The following is a 25,573-nucleotide window of genomic DNA, read 5'->3' as shown; positions in this document are numbered from 1 at the left end:
CCCCCGCTTAGTCGAGTTTGAGCTCCAATGTGATTGGGCAATGATCGCTGCCTAACACATGTGCATCAATCGAAGCATCAACTAACTTCTCTTGAAGACGATTTGAAACGATAAAATAATCAATTCTCCAACCGATATTTCTCTCTCTAACCTTGCTCATATAAGACCACCAAGTATATGCGCCCTCTCGTTCAGGATAAAAATAGCGGTATGAATCAATAAATCCTTCTCCGAGTAATTGAGTCATTTTGCCACGTTCTTCATCCGTCACCCCAGAATTCCCTCTATTCGACTTAGCGTTTTTCAAATCAATATCTTGATGTGCTACATTCAAATCGCCGCAGTATACAACTGGTTTTATTTCATCCAATTCAATTAAATGTTCAAGTATTCTATCTTCCCATGATAAGCGATAACCTAATCTAGCTAGATCTCTTTGGGCATTAGGTGTATAAACATTTACTAAGAAGAACTCCTCGAATTCGAGGGTAATAATTCTTCCTTCTATCTCTTCTTCATCTATCCCTACCCCATACTTAATAGATAGGGGCTTTTCCTTTGTGAAGACAGCTGTACCAGAGTAGCCTTTTTTCACAGCGTAGTTCCAGTACTGATAATAGCCCTCTAAATCTAATTCAATCTGCCCCTCTTGGCATTTCGACTCCTGCAAACAAAATATATCTGCATTTACTTCTTGAAAATAATCTAAAAAGCCTTTTTTAACACACGCTCGAATTCCATTTACATTCCATGAAACAAGTTTTAACATTAATCAAATTCCCCTTTACATCCTCATATTATCTATATTTTCCTAGCATTCATTGCTCCAAATTCTATTACTTATCTTATTCTACCACTTTCTCACTACCAAACAAGTGATCGTGTTGTTATACTAGTAAAAGCAACAAGAGTTTTCACAGAAAAGGAGCTTTATTAAATGGATGGAAAGACGCATTTTATTGTAGGTGGTTTAGCCGGAATTGGAGTAGCAAAGTACATAGGGGTAGATTTACAAACAGCCGTTTCTTTCACATTATTAGGTGGATGTGTTGGATTGGTGCCTGATTTAGATGTAAAAGGCACTTTATCAAAGAGGATTTCGTTAAATAAAAAATGGCTTATCTTATTTTTGGGTCTGTTTGGCTTATTATTAATTGCCTATAGTTTCGATAAAAGTTCGGGAATAGAACGTTGGTTGGGAATGGCAGCAGGAATTGCTTTACTTTCTATGCCCTCGATATTTGTGAAGCAAAAAATGATGTTAATGCTGACAGGTCTTACAGTATTATTAGCGGGCATTGCCCAACAAAGTACTTGGCTGATCATGTTGGGCATCTATATCAGTGTTGCATCCCGCCTTCCCCATCGCTCATTAACACATTCTCTCATAGGATTGGCTTACTTCGGGGCAATTGGTTACTACTTGGAGCAGGATTTACAGATTGCCGGACTCATGCTTGTTTGCATCATGAGTTATGCAAGTCATTTAATATTAGACATGAAATGGCTTCCAGGTAACAGAAGAGGAATTAAACTATTCCAACCATTTCTCAAAAAAGAATGTTGAAAATATGCCACTACACTATACAGAAAGAATATTTTTCCCTATAATATTTTCTAAGCGTGTATAATGAATAGATGCTAAACAAAGTTAGGAGGCACAAATAATGCCTGAAGAGCCTAAAAAGGTTTCCTTGCAAGAAGCGATCAAAAAGAAACTCGCTGAAAAACAAGCAGCCCAAAAATCACAAGCTAGTCTAAAAGGTAGCACTTCAACAAAGAAGCTATCAAGTCAGCAAACAAAAAAAGCAAGTAACACAAGACGTAAAATAGGTACATAATCATTTGTACTTATGAAAATGTAACAATAATAGCTTGTAACAAAAAGGCTTATGGATAGTAATACTCCATAAGCTCTTTGTATGCAAAGCTAAATGAATAGAATTAGGTGAGATAATGGATTTTGATATACGTTTTTTATCATTCTACGTGATTCAAGTAGATGGTAAAGATGAGCAAGCTAGTAAGCAATATAAACATTTCCAAACATTGGATACAGACGAATATGATCAACATGCCATTAAGGATTTCTTAGACGGAGAGCTGGCAAAAATTGTGAAGCGTAAAGTAGAGCGCCATCCGAAATCCGAAGCTGCACCAACAAAACTAGGACGTTTTATCGTTGAGCCTGGGCATGAGCTCGATTCCAATCCAAATTATAATCTTTTTGATCGGTTAAGAAACGCCGAAACAAAAACCGATTTTCAAGAAAGCAGTGACGCTTTGGTACAAGCCTACCACGACACTAGCGCTGTGCGTGGTGGTGCATTTCTAGTTGCTGCTGCTCAACCAAAAAAATATTTCGATGACAAATTTCTCTTTATCATGAAATGTGATTTTGAACCAAAAGTAGCTTCGATTGCAGACGAATCAACTTTAATCCGCAACGTAGAAATGGCGATTACTACAAAAAACATGAAGTCGATCCAATATCCTTATATGCCTGAAGAAGGAATGATCGAAGCAAGCGAATTAAAAATTCATCAATCCTCCCACGCACGCTACTTCGAGGACTTCTTGAAATTCGTGGAATACGGTGAATCGATGCCGGAAATATTAAGGACACAAGTCAAAACGATGGTGGAAGAACATTTTACCGAAGTATTAGCAGATAACAGCGAAGAGTTAGAGCAATTTGAAAAAGAAATGGAGATTTGGGAAGCAAGCCCACAGCGAGAAATCCAAGAAAGATTAACGACCGAACAAGTAGTAGAAGCATCTGCACAAATCGTTGAACTTGCTCCTGAAACTGAGTTGAAAATGACAGTTGGCGATACTTCTATTAAAGGATACCTTGCCGATTTTGGCGAGAGCATTCATCTAGCAAAAGTAAATGACAAATATGTTTTACTTGTAGAAGCTGATTCTATTACATTTGAAAAAGGGGTTTCACCTATTGAGTTTCATAGACCCGATGATTTGCAGGAGATTATTGGGAAGATAAATGGAAATAAGATAGGAGTATAGTAGTTATTTAGAGGTTAGATTCATATTATAAAAAATGATATGTCCAATTTCGTGACCATTAGAGGAAATAATATAACTCTGCTCTTTAACTTGTGGCAGGTTTCCTGTCACTCAATCAGTTGATTATGGTATTAATTCATAGGGATAGCTTCGGCTATCTCTTTATATTTCGTTCCTATACATTGATTTCACGGAGTTTAGTTAGCCCTTTCAATCTCTTTTCTTATTCTTACCGTGATATAATGCGAGCTATTCAAATTACAGTTCCCTTTTCGTTCCCTTATATTCTTTAATTTTATCACCTCATTGATTCCCTTTCTAAGTAACTCATATCGCCTAAACTATTATGGCTTTTTGGGCTTTCACCACCCAAAAAAACATTGAAAAGAGCCAAAATCTCATGCCTTCAATCCCATACGAGAAAAAGGGATTTTCACGCCTTGTTTATTCAAAATGCCGATTTTTCGGTTAACAAATAAAGTGTAGAAAAAAATCGATCCTCTTGAGGCGGTATGAGATGATAATTGGATTTATATTGAAATAAACGAGTGGAATAATGGATAACCCGAGACATGGCAAGGTAAATAACAGAATAAAGGAAAGAGGGAATAGAACTCTTGTCCCTCTTTCCTGCATCTATTACCCCAGTTTTCTATTGAAAAAAACGAGCAATTATTGAATTCAGACTGTTGAGGCGAAGGGACAGACTTAAGTCTTACTTTACTTTTACTTGAAATCGGTACACTCCTCCCTCTCCTCGTGCCATAAATATTCTTTCACTTAAAGTTATGGAGTAATGCACGCACTTCATCTGTTGACTCTGTACTAATCAATTCATTTCTTAATTCACTTGCTCCTCGAAATCCGCGGACATATATCTTGAAAAAGCGACGAAGAGGTTTGAATGGACGTGGCTCCAATTCTTTTGAATATTTATCGTGGAGATCCAGATGCACCCTTAAGAGATCTAGCAATTCTTCACTGCTATGGTCTTTCGTCTCTTTTTCAAAGGCAAACGGATTTTTAAAAATACCTCGCCCAATCATCACTCCATCCACACCGTATTGATCAACAAGCTTCAAGCCCGTTTGACGGTCAGGAATATCTCCATTAATCGTCAAAAGTGTATCTGGTGCTACTTGATCACGCAATTTCTTAATCTCTGGAATCAGATCCCAATGAGCATCTACTTTACTCATTTCCTCTGTTGTACGCAGATGAATGGAAAGATTTACGATGTCTTGTTGCAATAAGTGAGTTAACCAGTCTTGCCATTCGTCTACATTCGTGTAACCAAGCCTCGTCTTTACACTTACCGGCAAGCCTCCTGCTTTTGCTGCTTGTATGAGGTTTGCTGCAACGTCTGGACGGCGGATAAGCCCGCTACCTTTCCCATTCTGTGCTACATTTGGTACAGGGCAGCCCATATTGATATCCACCCCCCGATAACCTTGTTTTTTCATATCAATACTCATTTTTCGGAAGTATTCGGGCTTGTCCCCCCATATATGAGCCACGATTGGTTGTTCATCTTCTGTGAAAGTTAAACGCCCACGCACACTGTGGTTTCCCTCTGGATGACAATAACTCTCTGTGTTTGTAAACTCAGTAAAAAACACATCAGGTCTAGCTGCTTCACTCACTACATGGCGAAACACAACATCCGTCACATCTTCCATTGGTGCTAGTACAAAAAACGGTCGTGGTAAATCACGCCAAAAATTATCTTTCATATTTAAATTCGAATCCTCTCATTATGGGACACTAGGCCAAACCCTTGTCCCTAAAATAAAAAGCAAAGGTTCCCCTGCTTCTATTACACTTATACCATGCTTAAGCACTTTTTAACAAACTGATCGGAAATGTTTATTTTCATTAGACAATTCCTATTTTTTAACTTTATAAGTCTAAATAGCCAGTTACAATCATACATGTTCATTCTCTTCTATTCAAATGATTTTATCACACGATCGATTACCAAGATTTGCTCCGATCTTGTATAAAATTATTTGCTTCCAACTCTGCGTTATCCACCGAGACTCTCCCCTTCTGCTGGACACACAATCGCCATTTTATACCCGAATAAATCACCTTTTTATATTCTTATAAACCAACAAGCTCCACTTCCGGATAACATGAAAACTCATTTGCAATTTTTTATTGCAAATGAGTAATAGTCATCACCTGATATCTAACTTTGATTTAAAATATGACTCGCTATTAACATTTATTTATTTTGCTCAAGACATTCATAAACTGCCATCATATCTCGTTTATTTAACTCACGAATACGATTGAAAATGGGTATATCAGCAACAACCTCATTATATAAGCTTTTATCAACAGCATCACGTACTTTTCCAGTTAGCCATGTTTGCACTTCTATCCCATCGACGATTTCCTTACGTCCTTCTTCATTGATGCCAGTTGCATAACAACTGATGCACGGAATTGTTAATTTAAACACGCCATCATGTAGATTATCTTCTGATATAACTTTCTTTCCTTTACAGAATGGACATGGATGGCTTTTTTTAATTTTATTCATTTGGGTAATTAATTTTTTATAACCAAAAGCTTCATACACATAGGTTAGTTTTTTGTATTTTCCATTCGTGAAATACTTATCAATAATAATCTCTCTTGTTTCATTGATATGAGGAAAATCACATATCGTCACTTGATTATTGTTGCTTATGGATTCGATTTTGTCTTTTACTGTGTCCCAGAATGGTAAGATATTTTGTAATACTATTTCGTAACCCGTAAAGCTTGATTGTTCTAATTCAAATATTTTCAATGCAACTTGTGTTTTTCTGGGCAGTAAGGAAACATCTTCTGTTAAGATCATATCGCCACCTACAATCGATTTCAGTTTGACGAGCGCAGGCATATCACCAACAATTTCCATTACTTGGTCAATCGACTGATTGATCATTTCACGAATATCTGTGTCTTCAAATTTAAGCAGTTTATGGTGGTTTAAAACAGTACCCTCGCAAATTGGACATGTAATCTTTTCTTTGGATGCTTTCATTTGTTCTTTAATAATTGATTTTGAAACGACAATATACATACCAAGGATGGTATTAAAACCTACCCATGTTCTTCGCGCTTTACTTTTCTTATCATAAAATGACTTCTCATAATAGCCGTACCAAAATATATGCTTTTCTTCCTCTGACATCTCATTATAACTCGTTGTCAGGTCAAAGCCGAGCTCATTCTTAATTTCTTCAAATAGAAATTCTAATTTTGAATATTGATAAAATTTCAATACCTCCATTAGTTCTGGATAGAAGAGACCATCCCAGAATGGAAGATTTTTGTCTTGAATAACAAGATCTTTATCGAATATTTCAATCTTAAGACGTCCCGAACATGATGGGCAATGATTGCCCTGAGAAAAGAAATCAAAACTTCTCGTATCTTTATTAGTCGGATGCGACGCTATAATATGGTTAATTATGCCACCAATTTCAAAAAGAAAACTATATTGACTATACAAATGCCTTTCAAAATCTATGGCAATGACAGGTGCAATGGTATTTGAATCATGTTCACTATAAATCAAACGGGCCATGGATGATAGACTTTTTAAAATGCCGCCTTTATAGATGTTTTCTGCATTTTTAAAATAGTCCATATGATTTTCTTTTAAATACTTAATGCCCTTTTTTTGCTTAAGAGTGGAATATATTGACGCTGGAGCTGCAAAAACTTCTCTATTGTTTGGATGAAAATAAACATCATGGCTGACAACTTCAAGATGCTCCACAGGTGTAATCTTTCTCTTACCAAAATCACCGATATAATCAGAACTTTCCAGCATATAGGCATTATGTTCAATCATTATGATAGAGACAGATTCATCTTGCAGAATGTCCCTGACACTATCAATGAACTGGTTTAGTATATTTTGTGATAAACCTTTTGAAGGTTCGTCAAAAATAAACAGCGTATGAGCCTTTCTTGAGTTTGAAAATAGCTCTGAAACCAGATGGACACATTGAAATTCACCTGTCGACAAAGTCTGTGTTTTCCTTTCCAACGTCAAATAACCAAGTCCCAGTTTGATCAATAGACTTAAGCGTTTATGAGCAATGGCTTCATTTGGAAGCTCCTCAACAATGTCTTCAATTGAGCGCTGAAAAATATCATCAATTTCGTCACTATATTTGTTGATTTTCTGCTTGATATCAAGAAATGTTGCAACAGTTGAACGACTTGTAATCGACTGGTTTCTGTCCTGTCCTACCATGACCAGTTTATCTTTTGGATATCGCTTGAGAAAATCTTTAGCTATACACTCATTTACAAGTGTAGACTTACCACATCCAGATTCACCCGTAATAGTTACTAGTCTATTTTTCGGAATTTGAATTTCAGCCACTTGAATATTACGACAGTAAAGGTCATTAAATTGATAGTATTCTGTTGGCTTAACTTTATTGCGTTCTTGAAAAACAGGGTTTGGGCGCGGGGATTCTTCGACAATTTTTCCACCGTATTTACCACTGCCAGGCCCAAAGAACACTTGATCATCAGTTGTTTTTAAAACTGTATCAGAATGATCAATAAGCAAAATTTGATTCTTACAGCCCAATTGTTTAATCTGCTCTAAAATTTTTAAAAGGGTTTGATGATCAAGACCAACAGAGATTTCATCAATAATAATCACAGCATTTTCACTGGCTGCCATGAATTCCGCTAAGTAAAGTCGTGTTAATTCCCCTCCTGACAATGTGCCCATGATCCGATTTAAGGTTAAGTAACCGATATTCATATGTATGATATTACTAAGAATACGTTGTTTTTCTTCACTAATATGTAATTCCTCTGAAAGAGAAAGAATCGATTCAACGCTTAAATTGTTGATGTCTGAGATACTATGTGGTTGACTCCTTAATTCTATCGTATTTTTTTCTACTTCATGATTAAAGCGCCTGCCCCCACACTTTTTACATTCGACCTTATTTGTAGTACCGCGTCCTTTGCACTTGGGACACCAGCCTAATTCATTATTAAAGGAAAACATTTCTGGCGAAAGATTATATTTTTCTGCAAGCCTCACCCGAAGCTCTTTAAACACGCCAGTATGAGTACCAACCGTTGAACGTGGATTAGAAGAAATCGATGATCTCCCTAGAAATAGAATCAAAGGCATGTCCTCCATCTTGACGGCACTAAAATTCGTTTCCATTATATTAGGAAACAAATATTGATATTCAGCCTTAGGCAATAAGGAAACAAGACGCTTCTTGGATTCATCACCAATGGTTTGACAAAATGTACTTTTACCAGATCCGGATAAACCAGCAATTCCTAATGATTGATCCTCCGGCAATACAGCATCTAAACGACTAATATTATTAGCAATTAATTGATTAATTTTCATCAGATATTCCCTCCATTCTCTATATAGTATTTCCATGCAAGCACTACTTCAAATAAATTTATCACATTCATTAAAAAGGTCACATTTCTTGTTCTAGAAACGCGCCCTATAATTTTTATTTAATAGAGGTCGTCATACATTCCTTCTACACTTTTTCGAGTTGTGAAAATCCATATTCGTGACCCTTTAATCCGCTTTTTTGCTGACTTCCGTTTGATGAAGGTATAGGTTGGTATTTTCATCTAATATTTCTTTTAAAGTCCAAGTAATATATGTTCTAATTATCTAGCTAATCCACTTCTATTACTTTACCATTTACGATTCCATCCCTCCATTCACTTGGCTCAGCACAAATTGGAATTTGTGTCCTACTACTGACTTAAAGCTATTTTCCTTTCACACGTGTCCAAAATCTATTAACCTCTGTTAGTATATTTAAAAAAATCCTACTTTTTCTCTCTCCATCTACATGTTCTGAAATCAATATCTTTATATACTTCATCTATTAGAACTGCTCCCAATTAAATACCTACGTTTCTTTTTGAAGCAACACAACCTCCCCTATCATACTAACTAAAATTAAGAGTGTCCTTAGCAGTACTTCCAAACATCAATTTATCTTTCTATTCCGTTTTACTATTTGGAGTAGATTATCGTAACTCAGCTCTCTCTTTTGTAACACAATTACTATATTCATGACATATGATTGTTACATTAAATTGATATACTAACTCTACTATTCAAGAAGAGGGGACCATTCATTTGAAAAAGATAGTAATTACTATGATTACAGCTTGTTTTCTAGTATTTGGCTTTTCGGGAGTCTCATCGGCCGCAGCACCTACTACATACAAAGTCCAAAAAGGCGACACTTTGTGGAAGATTGCCAAGAAACATAAAGTAACTGTCAATCAATTAAAAAGCTGGAATAGCTTAAAAAAAGACATGATTAAACCAAAACAAGTTTTAAAGATTACTAAACCTAAAGCTAAAGCTACACCTACAAAAAAAGCAGTATCTAAAAAAGCTGCTCCAAGCAAGAAGGTAGCTACAAATAAAAAAGTTACAACAAATAAAAAACCTAAATTTAAAACAATGACAGTTAAAGCAACAGCTTATACTGCTGGTTGTAAAGGCTGTAGTGGTATCACTGCTACGGGAATAAACTTAAAGAAAAATCCTAATGCTAAAGTCATTTCTGTAGATCCAAAAGTAATTCCCCTCGGAACTAAAGTTTATGTAGATGGATATGGGGAAGCAATTGCAGGAGACACTGGCGGTGTCATTAAAGGAAATAAAATTGACTTGCACATGCCAACTAAAAAGAAAGCTTTTAGTTGGGGCGTTAAAACTGTAAAAATTAAAGTTTATCAGTAGAATATAAAAAATCGGATGCAAATAAGCATCCGATTTTTTATATGGTAGCCTACCTCTAAGAGAATAACGCGATTACTAAAGCCAATTGTTCACTTCGATGCGAATTGGATCATCTAATTGATAAAGCTGAATAAACGCTTCCGCAGCTTCTAACGTTTCAAAATCATTTCTACAAACGCAATTGCCGGTAATTTCGATTTCTTCTCCATCGGAATCAGTCATGGAAAATACACCGCCTTCATCTGACATACATAGCCCATTGCGCAATATGTATACATACGGACGGCATGAAGTAAAGTGTATCAGTATACTGAAATAAGATCCTATCTCAACATTTTTATCATTATTATCGTAAAGACTTTTACTTTTCCAAAACATACATACTCCCCTTTTTACGTTTTAAATCTTTTATATTGTAGAAAAAACTGATCATTATCTGATCAGTTTCTCTACTTCCAATCAAATGGTGTTTGTTGATACACATAGTAATTTAACCAATTAGAAAATAATAAATGACTATGAGAACGCCATGAATTAACGGGTTTTTCGCTTGGATCGTCGTTTGGAAAATAGTTTTCCGGCGGAGCGATCGTTATTCCTTTCTCTAAATCGCGTTGATATTCTTCATTCAGTGTAGTAGTTTCATATTCTAGATGCCCAGTAATCATAATATTTTTTCCATCTTTAGAAGTGATAATGAATGGTCCTGCATCGCCTGAAGATAGTAACGTCAATTCGGGATGGGCAAGGATTTCATCTTCGTGAACGCTCGTGTAACGAGAATGTGGCGCTGGAAAGTGATCATCAAAACCACGAACAAGTTTTATTGTTCGGTCTGAAATTTGATGTGGAAAAATACCGAAGACTTTCTCGGAAAGCTTAAATTTATCTATACCATAATGATAAAAAAGTGCTGCTTGCGCTCCCCAACAAATATGCATAACGGAGGTTACTCGCGTTTTCGTCCACTCCATTATTTTTTTCAATTCCTCCCAATAATTAACATCTTCAAACTGCAAATGTTCAATCGGGGCACCAGTAATGATCATGCCATCAAAATACTTATCTTTCACATCAGAATATGTTGTATAAAACTGATCAAGATGTGATTTACTTACATTTTTCGATTCATGGGTTTCCATATGTAAAAACGATACATTCACTTGCAGTGGTGTGTTCCCAAGAAGCCGAAGTAAATGAACTTCCGTTTTTTGTTTTTCTGGCATTAAGTTTAAAATTAAAATATTTAAAGGACGAATGTCTTGTGTAATAGCCCGCTCTTCATCCATTACGAATATCTTTTCTTTTTCTAATATTTCTCTTGCGGGCATTTCTTTCGGAATATTAATTGGCAATATGAAATCCTCCTTGCGTGAAAAAACTAATACAACCAATTATAGAGTTATTTGAGAATTTCGGCAACATCATTTCTCTTAATATTTCATAAACTCCAAGTATATCCCCTTATCATCGCTTTTTTTCTAGAGCAATATTTTCGTAAAAAACCAATCTATTATTAAAAGGGTCATGGACCGTTAATTCTACTAGATTCCATGGGGTATCTTCGATGCCCGGTCGCGCATACTTATAGTTTTTAGCAAGCAATTTAGATTGGAACCCCTTAATATTTTCTAATTCGATTCTAATAGCAGCGCCAGGGCTACTGTCAGCATGATGCTCGGATAGATGTAAAATGCAGTCACCTTTTGATATTTGTATATATAATGGGAAATCCTTTTCAAACCGGTGCTCCCAATCTACTGTATATTCCAAAAAGTCCACATAAAATTCTTTCGCCTTTTGTACATCAAAAATCCTCAAAATGGGGGTGGTATTTTTTATAACCACTTCCTGCATCTCCATGTATTCACTCCTCCTCTTTTCATTGGTATTAATTACATGATATCATTGACACTCTTACTTGGGTATAAATAAAACAGGCATGCTGTATTCTACATACCTGTTTTAGATAGTAATCTTTAATTATCGATAGAATTAAGATGCGACAAATCAATCATACCTTCGATATCATTGCTTGTTATATATCCAGCTTCTTTGCTAATATCCGCCATTTCTTGAATTACCTGTTCGTTTACGTCAGTCGTAACTTGTAATCTTTTAAAAGCAGCAGCAGTTTCTTCTTTATTTATCTCTTTACCTGTGAGATCTTTAATATGCTTAATAACCAACTCTTGCGCTTCCTCGGGATTTTCTTGGATAAATATAACAGCTTGTTTATGTGCTTTTAAATAAGACGTAACAAGGTCTTTATTTCCCATAAACGCCTCGCTTGCAGCTACCACTGTATTAGTTGAATCTTTTCCCCATGCGAATTGATCCCAATCTAGAAGAAGTTTCCCTTTTGCTTGTGTTTCAAGGATATTCCCCCAAGGTTCTTGGGTTGCAGCAGCATCAACTGATTTTTGAACAAATAATGTAGCAGTATCTGCTGGCGCGGCTGCAAACAGCTCAACTGTCCCACCATTTTCTTTCGCTTTTAAATTTACTGTTTGTAACGCTTTTCTTAGCATAACGTCCTGGGTGCTCCCAATAACAGGAATGGCAACTCTTTTCCCATCGAGGTCCTCCAGTTTTTCAATATTGCTATCTTCACTTGCAACAAGAACGGCGCCACCATTTACTGCTCCAGATATAATATGAAATTTCGGATTTTTTACGTAAAAATTTAGTAGCGGACCTGGACCAACAGTTCCTACATCAATTGCTTTAGTCGTCATTGCTTCCATGAACAAACCGCCATTACTCACAGTCTTTGTTTCTATTTCAACGTTCTCACCAAATGAATCTTCAAAATACTTATTTTCAAGCGCAACAATTGTAGCGATATGCGTTAAATTGGGAAAGTATCCAATCTTTACAGTCTGTTTGTCACTGTTTTCATTGCTTGTGCCTTCCCCTTGTGAGCATGCGCTTAAAATTCCAATCAATAAAATAGCAGTAATAGTGATAATTAATTTTCTAAACATCCTTTATTCTCCTCTTTGTTGTTTTTATTTATTTAATGCTGATTAACTCCCCATTTTGTTTGAACAGAACGTTCCAAACGCATAAACACAACATTATCCATAATCGTTCCTATCACAGCGATAATGATCATTACAGAAATAACAAGGTCCATTTGCCCGAGTGACCTACCTGTTTCAAGTAACTGTCCTAATCCTCCACCAGCACCAAGCAATTCTCCAGCCATTAATGCTCTCCAGGAAAAAGCCCAAGCAATCCGCAAACCGGATAATAGTTGTGGAACCGATGCTGGCATAATCACTGTGCGCAGAAAATGAAATCCGCTTGAACCAAACGTCTTTGCCACACGCTGGTATAACTGCGGAACATTTTTGAAGCCACTTGTTGCACTGATCGTCATCGTCCAGGTGGCACCGATTGTAACAATAAATAAAATGGCGAAATCATTTAGGCCAAACCAAATGATTGCAAGGGGAAACCAGACAATGCTCGGTATAGATTGAAGTGCGGTTACTAAAAAACCAAGTGTATCTTCAACTATTTTAAATCTCCATATGAGATAACCCATCATAATACCTAAAATAATAGCAATGGAAAAACCAATTAAAATCCTACTAAAACTTTTACCTATTGCTGCTGTAATTTGTCCATTAATCAAACCATTGAATAGCGTTTCGAATATTTGAGTCAACCGGGGAAACATGAAATCCGGGAGACCGGAAAATCTAGATGTGACTTCCCATATCGCCGCTATCATCGCGATGAATATGATCCGTCTTAAAGCTGTAGTCATCTCCCATCTCCTCCTTCAACACTTTTTCAATTTCCTCTTGTAGAATCGATAATATTTTTTGCTCCGTATGAAGTGTCACACTATCCGGCATGACGCCATCTTTCGTTGTGGGTACTGTAATTACCTCTTTTATTTTTCCTGGACGTGTAGCAAATACAATCACTTTTTCTGACAACAAAACCGCTTCCCTAATATTATGTGTGACAAAAAAGATCGTTACTTTTGTTTTTCGCCAAATATCAAGTAGCTCTTTATGAAGAACCATTCTTGTTTGCTCATCAAGTGCTGAAAATGGTTCATCCATCAGTAAAATATCTGGCTCCATGACAAGCGCGCGAGCTATGGCTACCCTTTGCTTCATCCCACCAGAAAGCTGATGCGGATAAGCATTAATATATTTACTTAGATGGACCATTTTTAATATATCAAGCGCCTTCTCTTTCGCTTTTTCTTTCGTCATTTTTTTCAAATGCAAACCATAAATAACATTTTCAAGTACAGTAAGCCAAGGGAATAACCCTGCTTCCTGAAAAACAACAACACGATCTGGACCCGGTTTTTCTACTTTTCTTCCCATAATCTTAATTTCACCTTGATCTGCTTTTTCCAAACCAGAAATTAAGTATAGCAGTGTAGATTTACCACATCCTGAGGGACCGACAATCGAAACAAAACTGCCCTTTTCGACTTGCATATGAATGTCATCTAACACTAGTACATTTTGATTCTTTTCATTAGTAAATTTTTTCTTTATTCCATCAATTGTTAGATACATATTTTCACCCCAAAAACATAATCTTTAGTAAGCACTTCTCTATTATTATTAATCTTATCAATTTAGTCAACTATAGATTTAAATAATATACAGAGCCCTAGTTATTAGCAAGGGGGATCTGTATATAAAAATAGTTATTTACTAGATCTGTTTGGACACACTACACTCATAAAGTAATTATTCTTCTAATAAGGATGTATCGTGTAAATCTAATCATCAATTCCTATTCTTTTCTAAACAAATCGCTTGATAAGTATCTTTCTCCTGAATCTGGTGCAATACAAACTACAGTTTGATTGGGTGATAATCGTTTAGCTACTTGTAAGGCAGCATAAACAGATGCCCCGCCTGAAGGCCCAAGTAGGATTCCTTCTAATGCTGCCAGCTTTCGAACAGTACTATACGCTTGTTCATCCTCAATTTGAATGATTTCGTCGTATACAGATGTATTTAATATAGGGGGAATGAAACCAGGACTCGTTCCAACTAGTTTATGTTTGCCTGGCTCTCCTCCTGATAATACAGGTGATCCAGCTGGTTCAACGACATGTACTGTAATCGAATCATCATATTCTTTTAGTGTCTCGCCGGTGCCTGTAATTGTGCCACCAGTACCAGATGTGCCCACAAATGCGGCTAAGTCTTTTCCGTTCTCTTCAATAGCTTCAATAATTTCTTGAGCTGTCGTCGTGCGGTGGATATCAGCGTTTGCTTCATTTTCAAATTGCATTGGTACAAAGCTATTAGGTGTTGTCGCTGCAATTTCTTGTGCCTTTTGGATAGCGCCAGGCATTTTCTCTTCGCTTGGTGTAAGCACAACTTTAGCTCCATAAGCTTTTAATATATTAATACGCTCCATTGTTGCGGAATCTGGCATAACAATGATTGAATCGTATCCCCTAGCAGCCGCATTCATAGCCAAACCAATTCCAGTGTTTCCCGATGTTGGTTCAATAATAGTAGCACCTGTAGTAAGTAAACCAGATTTTTCAGCTTCTATTATCATATTATAGGCTGCTCGATCTTTCACACTGCGACTTGGATTAAAATACTCAAGTTTCACGTATACTTCAGCACTATGTGGATTAGAGAGATGATTTAGTCTCACTAATGGTGTATGACCAATCAACTCGGCAATATTATCGACTACTTTCATGCTTCTCGCCCTTTCTCCCGTTCTGTATTAAACATAGTGTGTATTATAGCAAATACAATGGTAATTAATCAAACAAGAATACAGTGAATTAAAGCTTCCTATATCATTTCCCCTATTGTTTACCTAGATCCAAGGGGATATTGAACAACTGGAAAATCCTAAGGAGGAAGGAAATGCAGAAAAACAGACTGCTTGCAATCATAATTATATTTGCTATTTTTCTAGAAACTGCATGCACGATTGATTCCTTTCCTGTTAGTAGTAATACTACGAAGGAAGAAAAGAGTGAAGGCGATAAATATGAAGCACTTGCCGAAGAATTAAATAGGGAGTTAGCACTTAAAACTGTACAATTGACTGGGTACGCTGAGATTGTTGGGGCCACTTTAGAAGAGCCAATTCATCAATTTTTTGCCGTAAACCGTGAATTCACTATCAAAGGAAATGTAGAAAATTACAGCCATTTAAAAGGTCCATACGTTTGGATAAAAATGGAGCATCTGGACAGTGATATGGCGAATCATACATATGAATATTATTCGCCTTTGGTAAATGGTGAATACGAGCAAATCATTCACTTTTTTAATGGGGAAGGAAAATATTCCATACAAATTATGCTACCTAATAATGAACGAAATAATTATTTTTCTGAACTTGCTACATTTGAAGTAATAAATGTCAATCCGAAAATAGAGAGAGATATTATATACACTCCGTTTGCTATTAAATCTGGACTTGTAATGGATAAACCTCTTACTGGTTTAATCCAAAGCGATAAAGTAGTTTCTTTGTCAGGTAAGCTTTTGAAAGCAGATGGAGATGACACTATCATGTTGCAAATAAAAAAGGATGATGAATCGTGGCAACATATCATCCCTCTTAAAGATGGTGAATTTTCATATGATCTTCCACTATTCTTCGGACAAGGTATTCATGAAGTGCACGTGCTTGTTCCAGATTTAAAATTAGAAGATAGTTATCAATACGCAAGCACCATGCTTGTAGATAATACTTCTGATAAACAAATGGAACCAATTGAATTTCACCGAGGTTATGAAGAGCGCGGAATTCAATTAGAATCTCCTTCAATTGGAGGCAAAAATATTGACCTGCTATTACAAATAAAAGGTGAAATTGATTCAGCGATTCAAAATGCAAGTGAGATCACCCATTTATATGTTAGGACAAAAAAGGACCAGGATGAGGCACTTGATATCATCCCAGTTCAAAATTTTGCATTTGATGATACTGTATATTTACGTTTTGGTCCTGGGAAGTATGATGTAACGATTAATATTCCAGAACCTAGAAAAGAAAACAGTGCCTATTTCAGTTTTACCTCTGTCGCTACATTTACAGCCAATAATATAGCGCCTAGTGATCACCGCGATTTACTACCATCTCGTGGTATTCAATCAGATTTCCCTGAAATTATCGAGCTAGCAAGCAAGATTACAAAGGATAAACAAAATAATCATGAAAAAGCGAAGGCTATTTACGAATATACAGCTAAAAATATCGCATATGATGTAGAAAAATTTCATCATTATAATTTTGAATGGGATGATAGTGCTATTAAGACATTAGAAACAGAAAAAGGTGTCTGCCAGGATTATGCCTATCTAGCTGCCGCTCTTCTTCGTGCAAGTCATATAGAAGCAAGATTCGTTACAGGTACAGCGGGAGCTGGGCATGTGAAAGATAATCACGCTTGGGTTGAAGCGAAAGTAGATGGAGATTGGCTCGTTATGGATCCTACATGGGGATCAGGTTATATAAAGAACGACCAATTTGTTGCACATTACACGGATGAATATTTCGACCCCAATGAAATAGAGTTTAAAAAGACGCATATTCGCGAAAAACCCGAATATTAAAATACACAAGAATAGCTGTCAATCAAAGAATTGACAGCTATCTGATAATTTTAGTTTGTTTAACTACTCTCTTGCTTTATTTGGCTATGGAAAAGTCCATAATAGAATCCTTTATTTTTAAGTAATATATCATGTGTTCCTTTTTCAATAAGTTTACCATTGTCTAAAACTAAAATTTGATCAGCTTTTTGAATGGTGTTTAATCTATGCGCGATTACAAAGCTTGTTCTTCCTTTCATTAAGCGTTGCATCGCTTCCTGAATTCGCATTTCTGTAATCGTGTCGATATTACTTGTAGCCTCATCCAAAATTAATATCGAAGGATTTGATAACATCGCTCTAGCAATGGATAATAGCTGCTTTTGTCCTTGGCTAATACCACTTCCATCTTGTTTTAAGACTGTATCATATTGATTGGGTAGTTTCATAATAAAGGAATGAGCGTTCGCCATATCCGCAGCTCGTTGCACCTCTTCATCTGTTGCGTCTAATTTACCATAACGGATATTTTCTTTAATAGAACCTTGAAATAAATATGAATCTTGTAATACGAATCCCATCTTGCTACGGAGGTTATCGCGTTTAATATTTGTTACATCATGTCCATCCACAGTAATTAGACCAGAATCTGGTTCATAAAAGCGTGCAAGTAAATTAATGATCGTTGTTTTTCCCGCCCCCGTTGGTCCAACGAGCGCTATTGTCTCTCCAGGCATCACTTGAAAGCTAACATCCGTGATTGTTTGTTGATCATCTCCATATGAAAAAGATACTTGCTGAAATTCCACTTGACCAATCACTTTTGATAATCGAATGCTTGCTTGGTTATCTCGCTCTTTTTCTTCATCTAAAATATCGAATACCCTTTCCGCTCCTGCCACAGCAGATAATAGTGTATTAAATTGATTGGCAAGATCATTCAGCGGTCGCGTAAACTGACGAGAGTATTCAGTAAATACGATTATTACTCCAATTGTTACATATCCATTGACTGCCAATATTCCCCCTACCCCCGCAATAATAGCAAAGCTTAAGTTGTTAAGCATATTCATTAATTTCGGAATAAAGCCGGAATATGTTTGAGCCCAATAACCCGCATTTTTTAACCGTTCGTTTTTTTCCATAAATTCAGCGATCATCTTTTCTTCTTGTGAAAATGTTTTTACGATCGTTTGGCCTGAAATTGTTTCTTGGATAAATCCATTCATATCTCCTAGATATCTCTGTTGTTCTTTAAATAACTTACCGGTTCGGTTTGTAATCCACTTCATACCGAAGTACATAAATGGAACAACAGATAAGGTAATTAACGTTAAAGTTGGACTCAGTACTAGCATGACAGTAATCGTTCCAACAAGTGTTAGTATACTTGAAAAAACTTGAATAACAGAACTGTTTAACGTTTGACTCACATTATCAATATCATTTGTTAGCCGACTCATCAGTTCACCGTGCTGACGTTTATCAAAAAATTTGATAGGTAATCGATGCAACTGGTGGAAAAGTTGTGTTCGCATCGTAAAAACAGTCCTTTGACTAATACCAATCATCCAATAGTTTTGTAGAAAACTAGATAATGAAAAGCAAAAGTATACCGCTGCAATAAATATTAAAACAAGTTCGATCGTACTTCCTTGTTTACTCGTAATGTAACTGTCAACTGTTTTACCTATTAGATAAGGGCCTAGCAGTCCTAATCCAGAACTTAGTAATACCATAAAAAGAACGATTATAAGCTGTCCTCTATGCACATCGAGATATTTCCAAACCCGCAATAATGTATCTTTCCAATTTTTCGCTTTTAAAGGCGGGCGATTGGATGCTTGTATTCTACTAGACATCTAAAGCGCCTCCTTAGCTAATTGTGACTGGCATATATTTTGATAGAGTTCAGATGTCTCCATTAAGTGTTGATGGGTACCATTAGCAATAATTTTACCTTCATATAAAAGGACAATCTGATCAGCTTCCATTGCGGTAGTAATTTTTTGTGTAATAATAAATGTTGTACAATCATATTTTTTGAGCGCAGATAAAAGATTGGCTTCCGTCTTCATGTCAAGGGCACTTGTACTATCATCTAAAAATAATAGTTTGGGTTTTCTGATAAGTGCTCTAGCTATCGAGATTCTTTGTTTTTGACCCCCTGATAGATTTACTCCCTTTTGTCCAATTTTCGTTTCATATTTCTGCGGTAGATTTTCAATCGTCTTATGAATTTGTGCGTCTTTCGCACTTTCTATTATTTCCTCGCTTGAAGCATCTTCTTTTCCCCAAGCGATATTGTCTTTCACTGTCCCTGTAAACAGAATAGATTCTTGAGGAACGAATCCAATCTGTTTTCTTAGCTTTTCCAACGTCATTTTTCTAATATCTATTCCATCAATCTTGATAGTACCTTTATCAATATCATATAATCTCGGAATAAGTTGGAATAAAGCTGATTTTCCAGATCCGGTTGCTCCCATCACAGCAACTGTATCACCGGGTTCTACGCTAAAAGATAAGTTTGATAAAACTGGTTTTGGTGTACCGGGATAGGTAAACGTTACATTTTTAAAATCAACAGCTCCATTTGCTATCGTTTTCTTAGAGCTAGATTTTGTATCCATTAAATCTACATCCGTTGTCAGTACCTCCGATATTCTTAAAGAGGATGCTCTTCCTCTTGAGATAGCCATTATTATAAAAGTTAACATGGAAAGCGCCGAAGTAATTCGAAATCCGTAATTTATAATAGCAACGACATTCCCTACTTGCATACCGCCTTGATTTACTCGGATACTCCCATACCATAATATAGCCAAAATCGCTAAGTTCATTACAAAAAGCAATATCGGAGCAGTTACTTCAACTAAACGTAAAGCCTTCACCGTTTGATTTTGCAAATTTTTATTTGCAAGCTTAAATCTATTTTCTTCATAATTCCTTCTAATAAATGCTTTAATTAAACGCATTCCAATTAAATTCTCTTGCATGACATTATTCACTTTATCTAATTTATTTTGAACAGATTGAAATATTTTTCCACTTCTGTTCATCATCCACATTAATAAAACAATCAGGATGGGTATTGGTATAATTAGAAACAGTGCTAGCCTAACATCTACTAACAACGCCATGATAGCTCCACCTATAACAAGTAGTGGCGCACGAAGCGCAATGCGCAAACTCATAAAAACCATATTTTGAATTTGAGTCACATCATTTGTTAAACGAGTAATGAGTGAGGATGTTTGAAAATGTGATAAATTATTAAAAGAAAAAGACTGCACTTTCTTAAATAAAGCTGCTCTCACGTCATACCCAAAGCTTTGGCTTGCGTGGGAGGAAAAGAAAGAATTCACTATCCCTGCAATAAAACCAAATAAAGACATGCCGACCATGATTCCTCCCCACTTCATGACTGCGCTTACATCATTTTGCATGATCCCTTGATCGATTATTTTAGCGATAAATAAAGGATGGAAAAGTTCTACAGTCAGTTCTACTAACATCAGTCCCCATGCAACAGCCATCGCTAATCGGTATGGCTTTAAATAGGTTAATATTCTCCTCATCTAACAATCCCCCATATGAAATCGATCGTTTTCTAGCCATATATGTAATATTAAAATACAAATAGAAAAATGTCATGTGAAGTGGACTGACGTGATCAATAATAATCCCCGCCTACTAAGGGCGAGGAATTTTTTCTTCTTCCATTTATTAACTTTTATTTCCAGCATTTCTTTTCATTTTTCCAGTGAGGAATTCTTCGGAAAACTCCATAATCGGGTTGTTCCTTGCTATGCCAGCTACATTCGGAGTACCAGTAGCGTTCAACTTCTTCATTATATTTTGAACAGAACTTGGCAACTTTTCTTTTTGATATTTTTGAATGCCGTACATAGCCACACCAATTCCAAGCGTTGCCATGAGTGAAACCCACATCTTATTCGCTTTTTTCGTTCTGTCATTTCTTAATGGTATAACCGAATTAGATTTCACAGAACAGCACCCCTCTATTCCTTATTATGTCCTTCGTTTATAATTTAGGACACTATTTATTATTTGTCAGGAAGGAACAGCTTATACAGATTCTTGGCTTACAAAAAATCTCATGTTTAAAAACTGGTTTTTAAAGCATATATGCCTTATGATTATGAAGGTTATTTAATGGAATTTGATATGTAAAGGAGTATTTGGATGGATCAACATCGAGAGCAATGGTCTTCAAAATTAGGTTTTATCTTGGCAGCTGCAGGTTCAGCAATTGGACTTGGTGCCATTTGGAAATTTCCGTACGTTGCTGGGACGACAGGCGGCGGGGCTTTCTTTCTTGTTTTTCTATTATTCACAGTAGTAATAGGCCTCCCCATACTACTTGCCGAATTTACAATTGGTCGCGGATCTCAAAAGGATGCAGTTCGAGCGTATCAATTCTTTGCCCCAGGGACTAATTGGCATTGGTTAGGCAAAATGGGCATGGCAGCTAGTTTCATTTTATTATCTTTTTACAGTGTTGTAGGTGGATGGATTTTTATTTATTTATACAATACAATAACTGGTAAGCTTGCTGGGCTAACAGAACAAGATTATGGCCAGCTTTTTTCCACTTCCATTTCCCAGCCATACACCGCGGTTGGTGCCCAATTTATTTTTATAGCTGTAACTATTTGGATTGTTGCACAAGGAGTGCAAAAAGGAATCGAGCGGGCAAATCAAATAATGATGCCAGCGCTATTTATTTCTTTTATCATTTTAATTATTAGATCGGTAACACTCGAAGGTGCAAGCGAAGGAATAGCATTTTTCCTTTTACCTGATTTCTCTGCATTAAACTCAAAAACAATCTTGTATGCTTTGGGACAATCCTTTTTCGCATTGAGTGTAGGTATCTCAGTAATGGTCACTTATAGTTCTTATTTATCAAAAACAGAAAGCTTGCCAAAGTCTGCTTCTGTCATCGTTTTAATGAATATTTTCATTTCATTGCTCGCTGGTTTAGCAATATTTCCTGCGGTCTTTTCATTAGGGATGGAACCTACTGAAGGTCCTGGGCTTCTGTTCGTAGTATTACCAGCCGTCTTTGATCAAATGCCATATGGTATGATTTTTCTTAGCATTTTTCTCTTGCTATTTCTATTTGCTACCCTTACATCTGCATTTTCCATGCTTGAAATTATCGTAGCAGCTATAGCAAAAGATGATGCATCTAAACGAAAAAAGATAACATGGATAACAGGCTTCTTCGTTTTTCTTGCAGGTATTCCATCAGCCCTTTCATTCGGAGTTTTAGATGATGTATTAATTTTTAATAAATCTATTTTTGATGCTGCTGATTTTCTCGTTTCCAATATTTTATTGCCTATTGGCGCATTAGCTATATCTTTATTTGCGGCTTATAAAATACCTAAGCATTCTTTATTTAATGAAATCCGGACCGGAACTGGTAAAGCAAAATTGATTTTTGCAATTTGGTACTTCTTAATACGATATATTGCACCTGCGGCTATCATCATTGTTTTTCTTGATGTAATTGGTTTTTGGAAATGGTTATTTTAATTTAGGAGGTTTGATCATGACGAATAAATTAGATGTTGCAACATTTGCTGGTGGTTGTTTTTGGTGTATGGTAAAACCCTTTGATCAATGGGATGGCATTCATGGAGTCGTGTCAGGGTATATGGGTGGATACATTGATAATCCAACCTATGAGGATGTGAAGTCAGGTAATACCGGTCATTATGAAGTTGTACAAATTACATATGATCCCGCTATATTCACTTACGAACAGCTATTAGAAATTTTTTGGCAACAAATTGATCCAACTGATGCTGGAGGGCAATTTCAAGATAGAGGCGATTCTTACAGAGCTGCTATTTTTTATCACAATGATGAACAATTGTCTACTGCGAAAAAGTCCAAGATAGATTTAGCTCAATCTGGTAAATTTAATCAACCAATCGTAACTGAAATTATTAAAGCAACTCACTTCTATCCTGCTGAAGAATATCATCAAGACTTTTATAAGAAAAATGAAGAAGATTATTTGGCAGACCGAAATAATTCAGGAAGAGATACGTTCATCGAAAAATATTGGAAATAACATTTTCCATAGTCAATCGACTAATTTATAATAGCGGATATTCTCCTACCTTGAGCATATCCGCTATTATTTTATGACTTGGTATAATCGATACTATTAGGATCTATTTTCTTTAAAGGTCTCGCTGCCGGCCCTTCCATTACTTCCCCTTCAAAGGAGAATCTTGAACCGTGACATGGACAATCCCAAGTTTTATCTCCCCCATTCCAGTTCACTTCACAACCCATATGGGTACATGTCGTGTCAACAACAAATAATTCTCCTGTTTCAGTCTTATAGGCCCCTGCTCTTGCCCCTTTAATCGTTACAACAGAACCTTCACCTTCTTTTATGTCTTTCAATTCTTTGTCAGGCCGCTCTAACTTTCCACCAATAAGATTGGTTGCCACATTCACATTTTCTTTAATTATCTCTTTTATGCTTGGATCTACGACAAATCTTGATGGAGTGTATAAATCTTCATAAGGGTTCGCTTTGCCAATGATTAAATCTGTGATAAGCAAAGCTGCAACTGTACTCGTTGTCATTCCCCATTTCCTAAACCCTGTTGCTATAAAAATATTCTCATGCCCTGCCGATATTTTTCCGATGTATGGAACCTTATCAACTGTAACTAAATCTTGAGCTGACCACCGGTATAAAATATTTTTTGTATTGAAATTTTCTTTAGCGAATTTTTCCAGCGCTTCATAATGTTTCATTTCAACCTTTCCTTGACCAGTTTTATGTCCATCACCACTAAATAGAAGGAATTCTTCCCCGTTTATTGTAACGGATCTAATGGAGCGGGTCGGCTGTTCAGCATTAATGTACATGCCACCTGGAAATGTCTTTTCAGGCTTTGCTGCAATAACATAAGAACGTTCAGGATGCATGCGAGCAAAATACCCTCTCCCATCATGAAAGGGAAAATGTGAGCTGGATATTACATATTTTGCAGTCACTTTCGATTCATTTTTAAAATGGACGATTGCCGGATTTCCATCTTCCATCCGAGTAGCCACAGAGTTCTCATAAATCTCTCCCCCGTTTTCCTTTATATAGTCCAGTAATCGTGTCACATACTGCAGGGGATGAAACTGTGCTTGATTTTTCATTATGACAGCAGCTTTAACATTTAAATCAAGTGGGATACTTTCCGTATACTCGCCATCAATACCAAGCTTCCGATAAGCTTCCGCTTCTTTTTCGAGGTCTGCTAAGTAATCACTAGAAGTTGTATAAAGATAAGCATCTTCTTTTCGATATTCACACTCAATTCCATGTAAGTCTATATTATTTTCGATATATTTTGCTGCATTTAAGTTAGCCTCATAGTATAACCTGGCCTTCTCCTTACCAAAGTGTTGGATTAATTCATCGTAAATCAGTCCATGTTGAGCTGTGATTTTTGCAGTAGTATGTCCTGTAGTGCCATTAAGTACTGAACTTGCTTCAAAAATTGCTACTTTAAACCCTTCTTTTATGAGTGCATATGCAGTTGTAATCCCTGTAATTCCACCTCCAATGATAGCTACTTCTACTTCGATATCATTCTTTAGTTGCGTAAACGATTTCATTTCTGTTGATTTGATCCAATATGATTCTGTTTCTTTAGGAAGTTGCCCGTCATTATTAGTATTTTTCACATTCATATTAATGCCTCCTTTTTCACTCTCTACTTGATATCCCCTAATCAGTAGTAAAACATGCGCAAAATAATACAAATCTGACGATATAAAGGATTTCTTAGTATCGATATTCTTCGAGCTGGTGAGAGGACATTATATTGTCTCTCAAAAAAACAACTCCCACATAAAAATGTGGAAGTTGTTTGTCTGTTGTTATATCAACAATTAACTTATTACTGGTAACACTCTAGTTTCTTTTTCCATTTCTGACTTGCAGATAGGACAAACTGTTTTTTCTTCAGTAGAAAAGGCATCTCTCATCCAACAAGAACAATCTTCATTTGTGCATGACCAGACAACTGTTTCTTCTTCAGGGATAGGCTCCTGAGGTCCCCTTCTATATGCCATGGCTTAGATCCCCCTTCTCATAATAGTTCTATTATACGCTAAAAACCAAGATAATCCAAATCGCTCTTCAATAAAT

At 36.2% G+C, this 25,573-nt stretch carries 22 protein-coding genes; 7 read left to right on the top strand and 15 right to left on the bottom strand.

The annotated features are described in order from the left end of the window. Window positions 1-7: 7 nt before the first annotated feature. Window positions 8-769, bottom strand: coding sequence for an exodeoxyribonuclease III (locus tag BLE01S_RS05925; RefSeq protein WP_066138321.1), 762 nt, complete (start codon window positions 767-769; stop codon window positions 8-10). Window positions 770-937: 168 nt separating this feature from the next. On the opposite strand from BLE01S_RS05925, the gene BLE01S_RS05920 reads away from it, so the two are divergent. The 3 genes from BLE01S_RS05920 to BLE01S_RS05915 all read left to right on the top strand — a co-directional run bounded on the left by BLE01S_RS05920 (window position 938) and on the right by BLE01S_RS05915 (window position 3,027). Beyond that, window positions 938-1,567 (top strand): metal-dependent hydrolase, encoded by a 630-nt coding sequence (locus BLE01S_RS05920; protein ID WP_066138318.1) that lies wholly within the window; start codon window positions 938-940, stop codon window positions 1,565-1,567. Between the two features lie 100 nt (window positions 1,568-1,667). Then, on the top strand, window positions 1,668-1,841 hold the full coding sequence (locus BLE01S_RS20955) for a hypothetical protein (RefSeq protein ID WP_169800016.1): 174 nt from the start codon (window positions 1,668-1,670) through the stop codon (window positions 1,839-1,841). Window positions 1,842-1,956: 115 nt separating this feature from the next. After that, window positions 1,957-3,027, top strand: coding sequence for a DUF3900 domain-containing protein (locus BLE01S_RS05915; RefSeq protein ID WP_066138316.1), 1,071 nt, complete (start codon window positions 1,957-1,959; stop codon window positions 3,025-3,027). Between the two features lie 776 nt (window positions 3,028-3,803). Here the strand turns inward: BLE01S_RS05915 and BLE01S_RS05910 are convergent. Both BLE01S_RS05910 and BLE01S_RS05905 read right to left on the bottom strand, forming a co-directional pair. After that, window positions 3,804-4,760 (bottom strand): tRNA dihydrouridine synthase, encoded by a 957-nt coding sequence (locus BLE01S_RS05910; RefSeq protein WP_066138314.1) that lies wholly within the window; start codon window positions 4,758-4,760, stop codon window positions 3,804-3,806. 494 nt (window positions 4,761-5,254) lie between these two features. After that, complete coding sequence (locus tag BLE01S_RS05905; RefSeq protein ID WP_066138311.1) at window positions 5,255-8,425, bottom strand: ATP-binding cassette domain-containing protein; 3,171 nt, start codon at window positions 8,423-8,425, stop codon at window positions 5,255-5,257. 762 nt (window positions 8,426-9,187) lie between these two features. Between BLE01S_RS05905 and BLE01S_RS05900 the strand changes: the two genes are divergently transcribed. Next, window positions 9,188-9,802: a 3D domain-containing protein gene (locus tag BLE01S_RS05900; protein WP_066138308.1), complete on the top strand. Its 615-nt coding sequence runs from the start codon at window positions 9,188-9,190 to the stop codon at window positions 9,800-9,802. 75 nt (window positions 9,803-9,877) lie between these two features. On the opposite strand, the gene BLE01S_RS05895 is transcribed toward BLE01S_RS05900, so the two are convergent. The 7 genes from BLE01S_RS05895 to cysK form a co-directional block, all read right to left on the bottom strand. Further along, the gene (locus BLE01S_RS05895) at window positions 9,878-10,180 is read right to left on the bottom strand and encodes a hypothetical protein (RefSeq protein WP_066138306.1); all 303 of its coding nucleotides are present in this window, start codon (window positions 10,178-10,180) and stop codon (window positions 9,878-9,880) included. 71 nt (window positions 10,181-10,251) lie between these two features. Beyond that, complete coding sequence (gene metA / locus BLE01S_RS05890; protein ID WP_066138303.1) at window positions 10,252-11,157, bottom strand: homoserine O-acetyltransferase MetA; 906 nt, start codon at window positions 11,155-11,157, stop codon at window positions 10,252-10,254. Between the two features lie 112 nt (window positions 11,158-11,269). Continuing rightward, window positions 11,270-11,665 carry a glyoxalase superfamily protein gene (locus BLE01S_RS05885; RefSeq protein ID WP_066138301.1) on the bottom strand — a complete coding sequence of 132 codons (396 nt, stop codon included), beginning with the start codon at window positions 11,663-11,665 and terminating at the stop codon, window positions 11,270-11,272. A 116-nt stretch (window positions 11,666-11,781) separates the two neighbouring features. After that, complete coding sequence (locus BLE01S_RS05880) at window positions 11,782-12,789, bottom strand: aliphatic sulfonate ABC transporter substrate-binding protein (protein WP_066138298.1); 1,008 nt, start codon at window positions 12,787-12,789, stop codon at window positions 11,782-11,784. Window positions 12,790-12,821: 32 nt separating this feature from the next. Then, a complete protein-coding gene (locus BLE01S_RS05875) occupies window positions 12,822-13,580 on the bottom strand; it encodes an ABC transporter permease (RefSeq protein ID WP_066138295.1) in 759 nt (252 codons plus the stop codon). Next, window positions 13,513-14,355: an ABC transporter ATP-binding protein gene (locus BLE01S_RS05870; protein ID WP_066138292.1), complete on the bottom strand. Its 843-nt coding sequence runs from the start codon at window positions 14,353-14,355 to the stop codon at window positions 13,513-13,515. Before BLE01S_RS05870 ends, BLE01S_RS05875 begins: the two co-directional genes overlap by 68 nt. Before the next feature lie 223 nt (window positions 14,356-14,578). Beyond that, window positions 14,579-15,511: a cysteine synthase A gene (gene cysK / locus BLE01S_RS05865; protein WP_066138289.1), complete on the bottom strand. Its 933-nt coding sequence runs from the start codon at window positions 15,509-15,511 to the stop codon at window positions 14,579-14,581. Between the two features lie 173 nt (window positions 15,512-15,684). On the opposite strand from cysK, the gene BLE01S_RS05860 reads away from it, so the two are divergent. Beyond that, on the top strand, window positions 15,685-17,388 hold the full coding sequence (locus tag BLE01S_RS05860; RefSeq protein ID WP_082788596.1) for a transglutaminase domain-containing protein: 1,704 nt from the start codon (window positions 15,685-15,687) through the stop codon (window positions 17,386-17,388). A gap of 59 nt (window positions 17,389-17,447) precedes the next feature. Here BLE01S_RS05860 and BLE01S_RS05855 read toward each other — a convergent pair whose 3' ends face one another. From BLE01S_RS05855 to BLE01S_RS05845, 3 genes are all read right to left on the bottom strand, one after another. Then, a complete protein-coding gene (locus BLE01S_RS05855) occupies window positions 17,448-19,229 on the bottom strand; it encodes an ABC transporter ATP-binding protein (protein WP_066138286.1) in 1,782 nt (593 codons plus the stop codon). Then, a complete protein-coding gene (locus tag BLE01S_RS05850) occupies window positions 19,230-20,948 on the bottom strand; it encodes an ABC transporter ATP-binding protein (RefSeq protein ID WP_066138283.1) in 1,719 nt (572 codons plus the stop codon). Window positions 20,949-21,096: 148 nt separating this feature from the next. Further along, on the bottom strand, window positions 21,097-21,378 hold the full coding sequence (locus BLE01S_RS05845; protein WP_066138281.1) for a hypothetical protein: 282 nt from the start codon (window positions 21,376-21,378) through the stop codon (window positions 21,097-21,099). A 198-nt stretch (window positions 21,379-21,576) separates the two neighbouring features. Between BLE01S_RS05845 and BLE01S_RS05840 the strand changes: the two genes are divergently transcribed. Together BLE01S_RS05840 and msrA are read left to right on the top strand one after the other, a co-directional pair. Next, a complete protein-coding gene (locus BLE01S_RS05840) occupies window positions 21,577-22,935 on the top strand; it encodes a sodium-dependent transporter (protein ID WP_066138279.1) in 1,359 nt (452 codons plus the stop codon). A 16-nt stretch (window positions 22,936-22,951) separates the two neighbouring features. Beyond that, entirely contained in the window at window positions 22,952-23,479 is a 528-nt protein-coding gene (gene msrA / locus BLE01S_RS05835; protein WP_066138276.1) for a peptide-methionine (S)-S-oxide reductase MsrA, read from the top strand. A 71-nt stretch (window positions 23,480-23,550) separates the two neighbouring features. Here the strand turns inward: msrA and BLE01S_RS05830 are convergent, their stop codons facing one another. After that, complete coding sequence (locus tag BLE01S_RS05830) at window positions 23,551-25,113, bottom strand: FAD-dependent oxidoreductase (RefSeq protein ID WP_066138273.1); 1,563 nt, start codon at window positions 25,111-25,113, stop codon at window positions 23,551-23,553. A 201-nt stretch (window positions 25,114-25,314) separates the two neighbouring features. Continuing rightward, window positions 25,315-25,497: a cold-shock protein gene (locus BLE01S_RS05825; protein ID WP_066138270.1), complete on the bottom strand. Its 183-nt coding sequence runs from the start codon at window positions 25,495-25,497 to the stop codon at window positions 25,315-25,317. Window positions 25,498-25,573 lie beyond the last annotated feature (76 nt).

The sequence above is a fragment of the Lederbergia lenta NBRC 16444 genome (assembly GCF_001591545.1).
Lineage (GTDB): Bacteria > Bacillota > Bacilli > Bacillales > Bacillaceae_C > Lederbergia > Lederbergia lenta.
The sequence above is the reverse complement of the archived record's forward strand: the minus strand, read 5'-3'. Positions and strand labels throughout refer to the sequence as shown.

Bases quoted from the DNA above. Each gene is read 5' to 3' on its own strand.
- BLE01S_RS05925 (WP_066138321.1), bottom strand. From the start codon at position 769: ATGTTAAAACTTGTTTCATGGAATGTAAATGGAATTCGAGCGTGTGTT.
- BLE01S_RS05920 (WP_066138318.1), top strand. From the start codon at position 938: ATGGATGGAAAGACGCATTTTATTGTAGGTGGTTTAGCCGGAATTGGA.
- BLE01S_RS20955 (WP_169800016.1), top strand. From the start codon at position 1,668: ATGCCTGAAGAGCCTAAAAAGGTTTCCTTGCAAGAAGCGATCAAAAAG.
- BLE01S_RS05915 (WP_066138316.1), top strand. From the start codon at position 1,957: ATGGATTTTGATATACGTTTTTTATCATTCTACGTGATTCAAGTAGAT.
- BLE01S_RS05910 (WP_066138314.1), bottom strand. From the start codon at position 4,760: ATGAAAGATAATTTTTGGCGTGATTTACCACGACCGTTTTTTGTACTA.
- BLE01S_RS05905 (WP_066138311.1), bottom strand. From the start codon at position 8,425: ATGAAAATTAATCAATTAATTGCTAATAATATTAGTCGTTTAGATGCT.
- BLE01S_RS05895 (WP_066138306.1), bottom strand. From the start codon at position 10,180: ATGTTTTGGAAAAGTAAAAGTCTTTACGATAATAATGATAAAAATGTT.
- BLE01S_RS05885 (WP_066138301.1), bottom strand. From the start codon at position 11,665: ATGGAGATGCAGGAAGTGGTTATAAAAAATACCACCCCCATTTTGAGG.
- BLE01S_RS05880 (WP_066138298.1), bottom strand. From the start codon at position 12,789: ATGTTTAGAAAATTAATTATCACTATTACTGCTATTTTATTGATTGGA.
- BLE01S_RS05875 (WP_066138295.1), bottom strand. From the start codon at position 13,580: ATGACTACAGCTTTAAGACGGATCATATTCATCGCGATGATAGCGGCG.
- BLE01S_RS05870 (WP_066138292.1), bottom strand. From the start codon at position 14,355: ATGTATCTAACAATTGATGGAATAAAGAAAAAATTTACTAATGAAAAG.
- cysK (WP_066138289.1), bottom strand. From the start codon at position 15,511: ATGAAAGTAGTCGATAATATTGCCGAGTTGATTGGTCATACACCATTA.
- BLE01S_RS05860 (WP_082788596.1), top strand. From the start codon at position 15,685: ATGCAGAAAAACAGACTGCTTGCAATCATAATTATATTTGCTATTTTT.
- BLE01S_RS05855 (WP_066138286.1), bottom strand. From the start codon at position 19,229: ATGTCTAGTAGAATACAAGCATCCAATCGCCCGCCTTTAAAAGCGAAA.
- BLE01S_RS05850 (WP_066138283.1), bottom strand. From the start codon at position 20,948: ATGAGGAGAATATTAACCTATTTAAAGCCATACCGATTAGCGATGGCT.
- BLE01S_RS05840 (WP_066138279.1), top strand. From the start codon at position 21,577: ATGGATCAACATCGAGAGCAATGGTCTTCAAAATTAGGTTTTATCTTG.
- msrA (WP_066138276.1), top strand. From the start codon at position 22,952: ATGACGAATAAATTAGATGTTGCAACATTTGCTGGTGGTTGTTTTTGG.
- BLE01S_RS05830 (WP_066138273.1), bottom strand. From the start codon at position 25,113: ATGAATGTGAAAAATACTAATAATGACGGGCAACTTCCTAAAGAAACA.
- BLE01S_RS05825 (WP_066138270.1), bottom strand. From the start codon at position 25,497: ATGGCATATAGAAGGGGACCTCAGGAGCCTATCCCTGAAGAAGAAACA.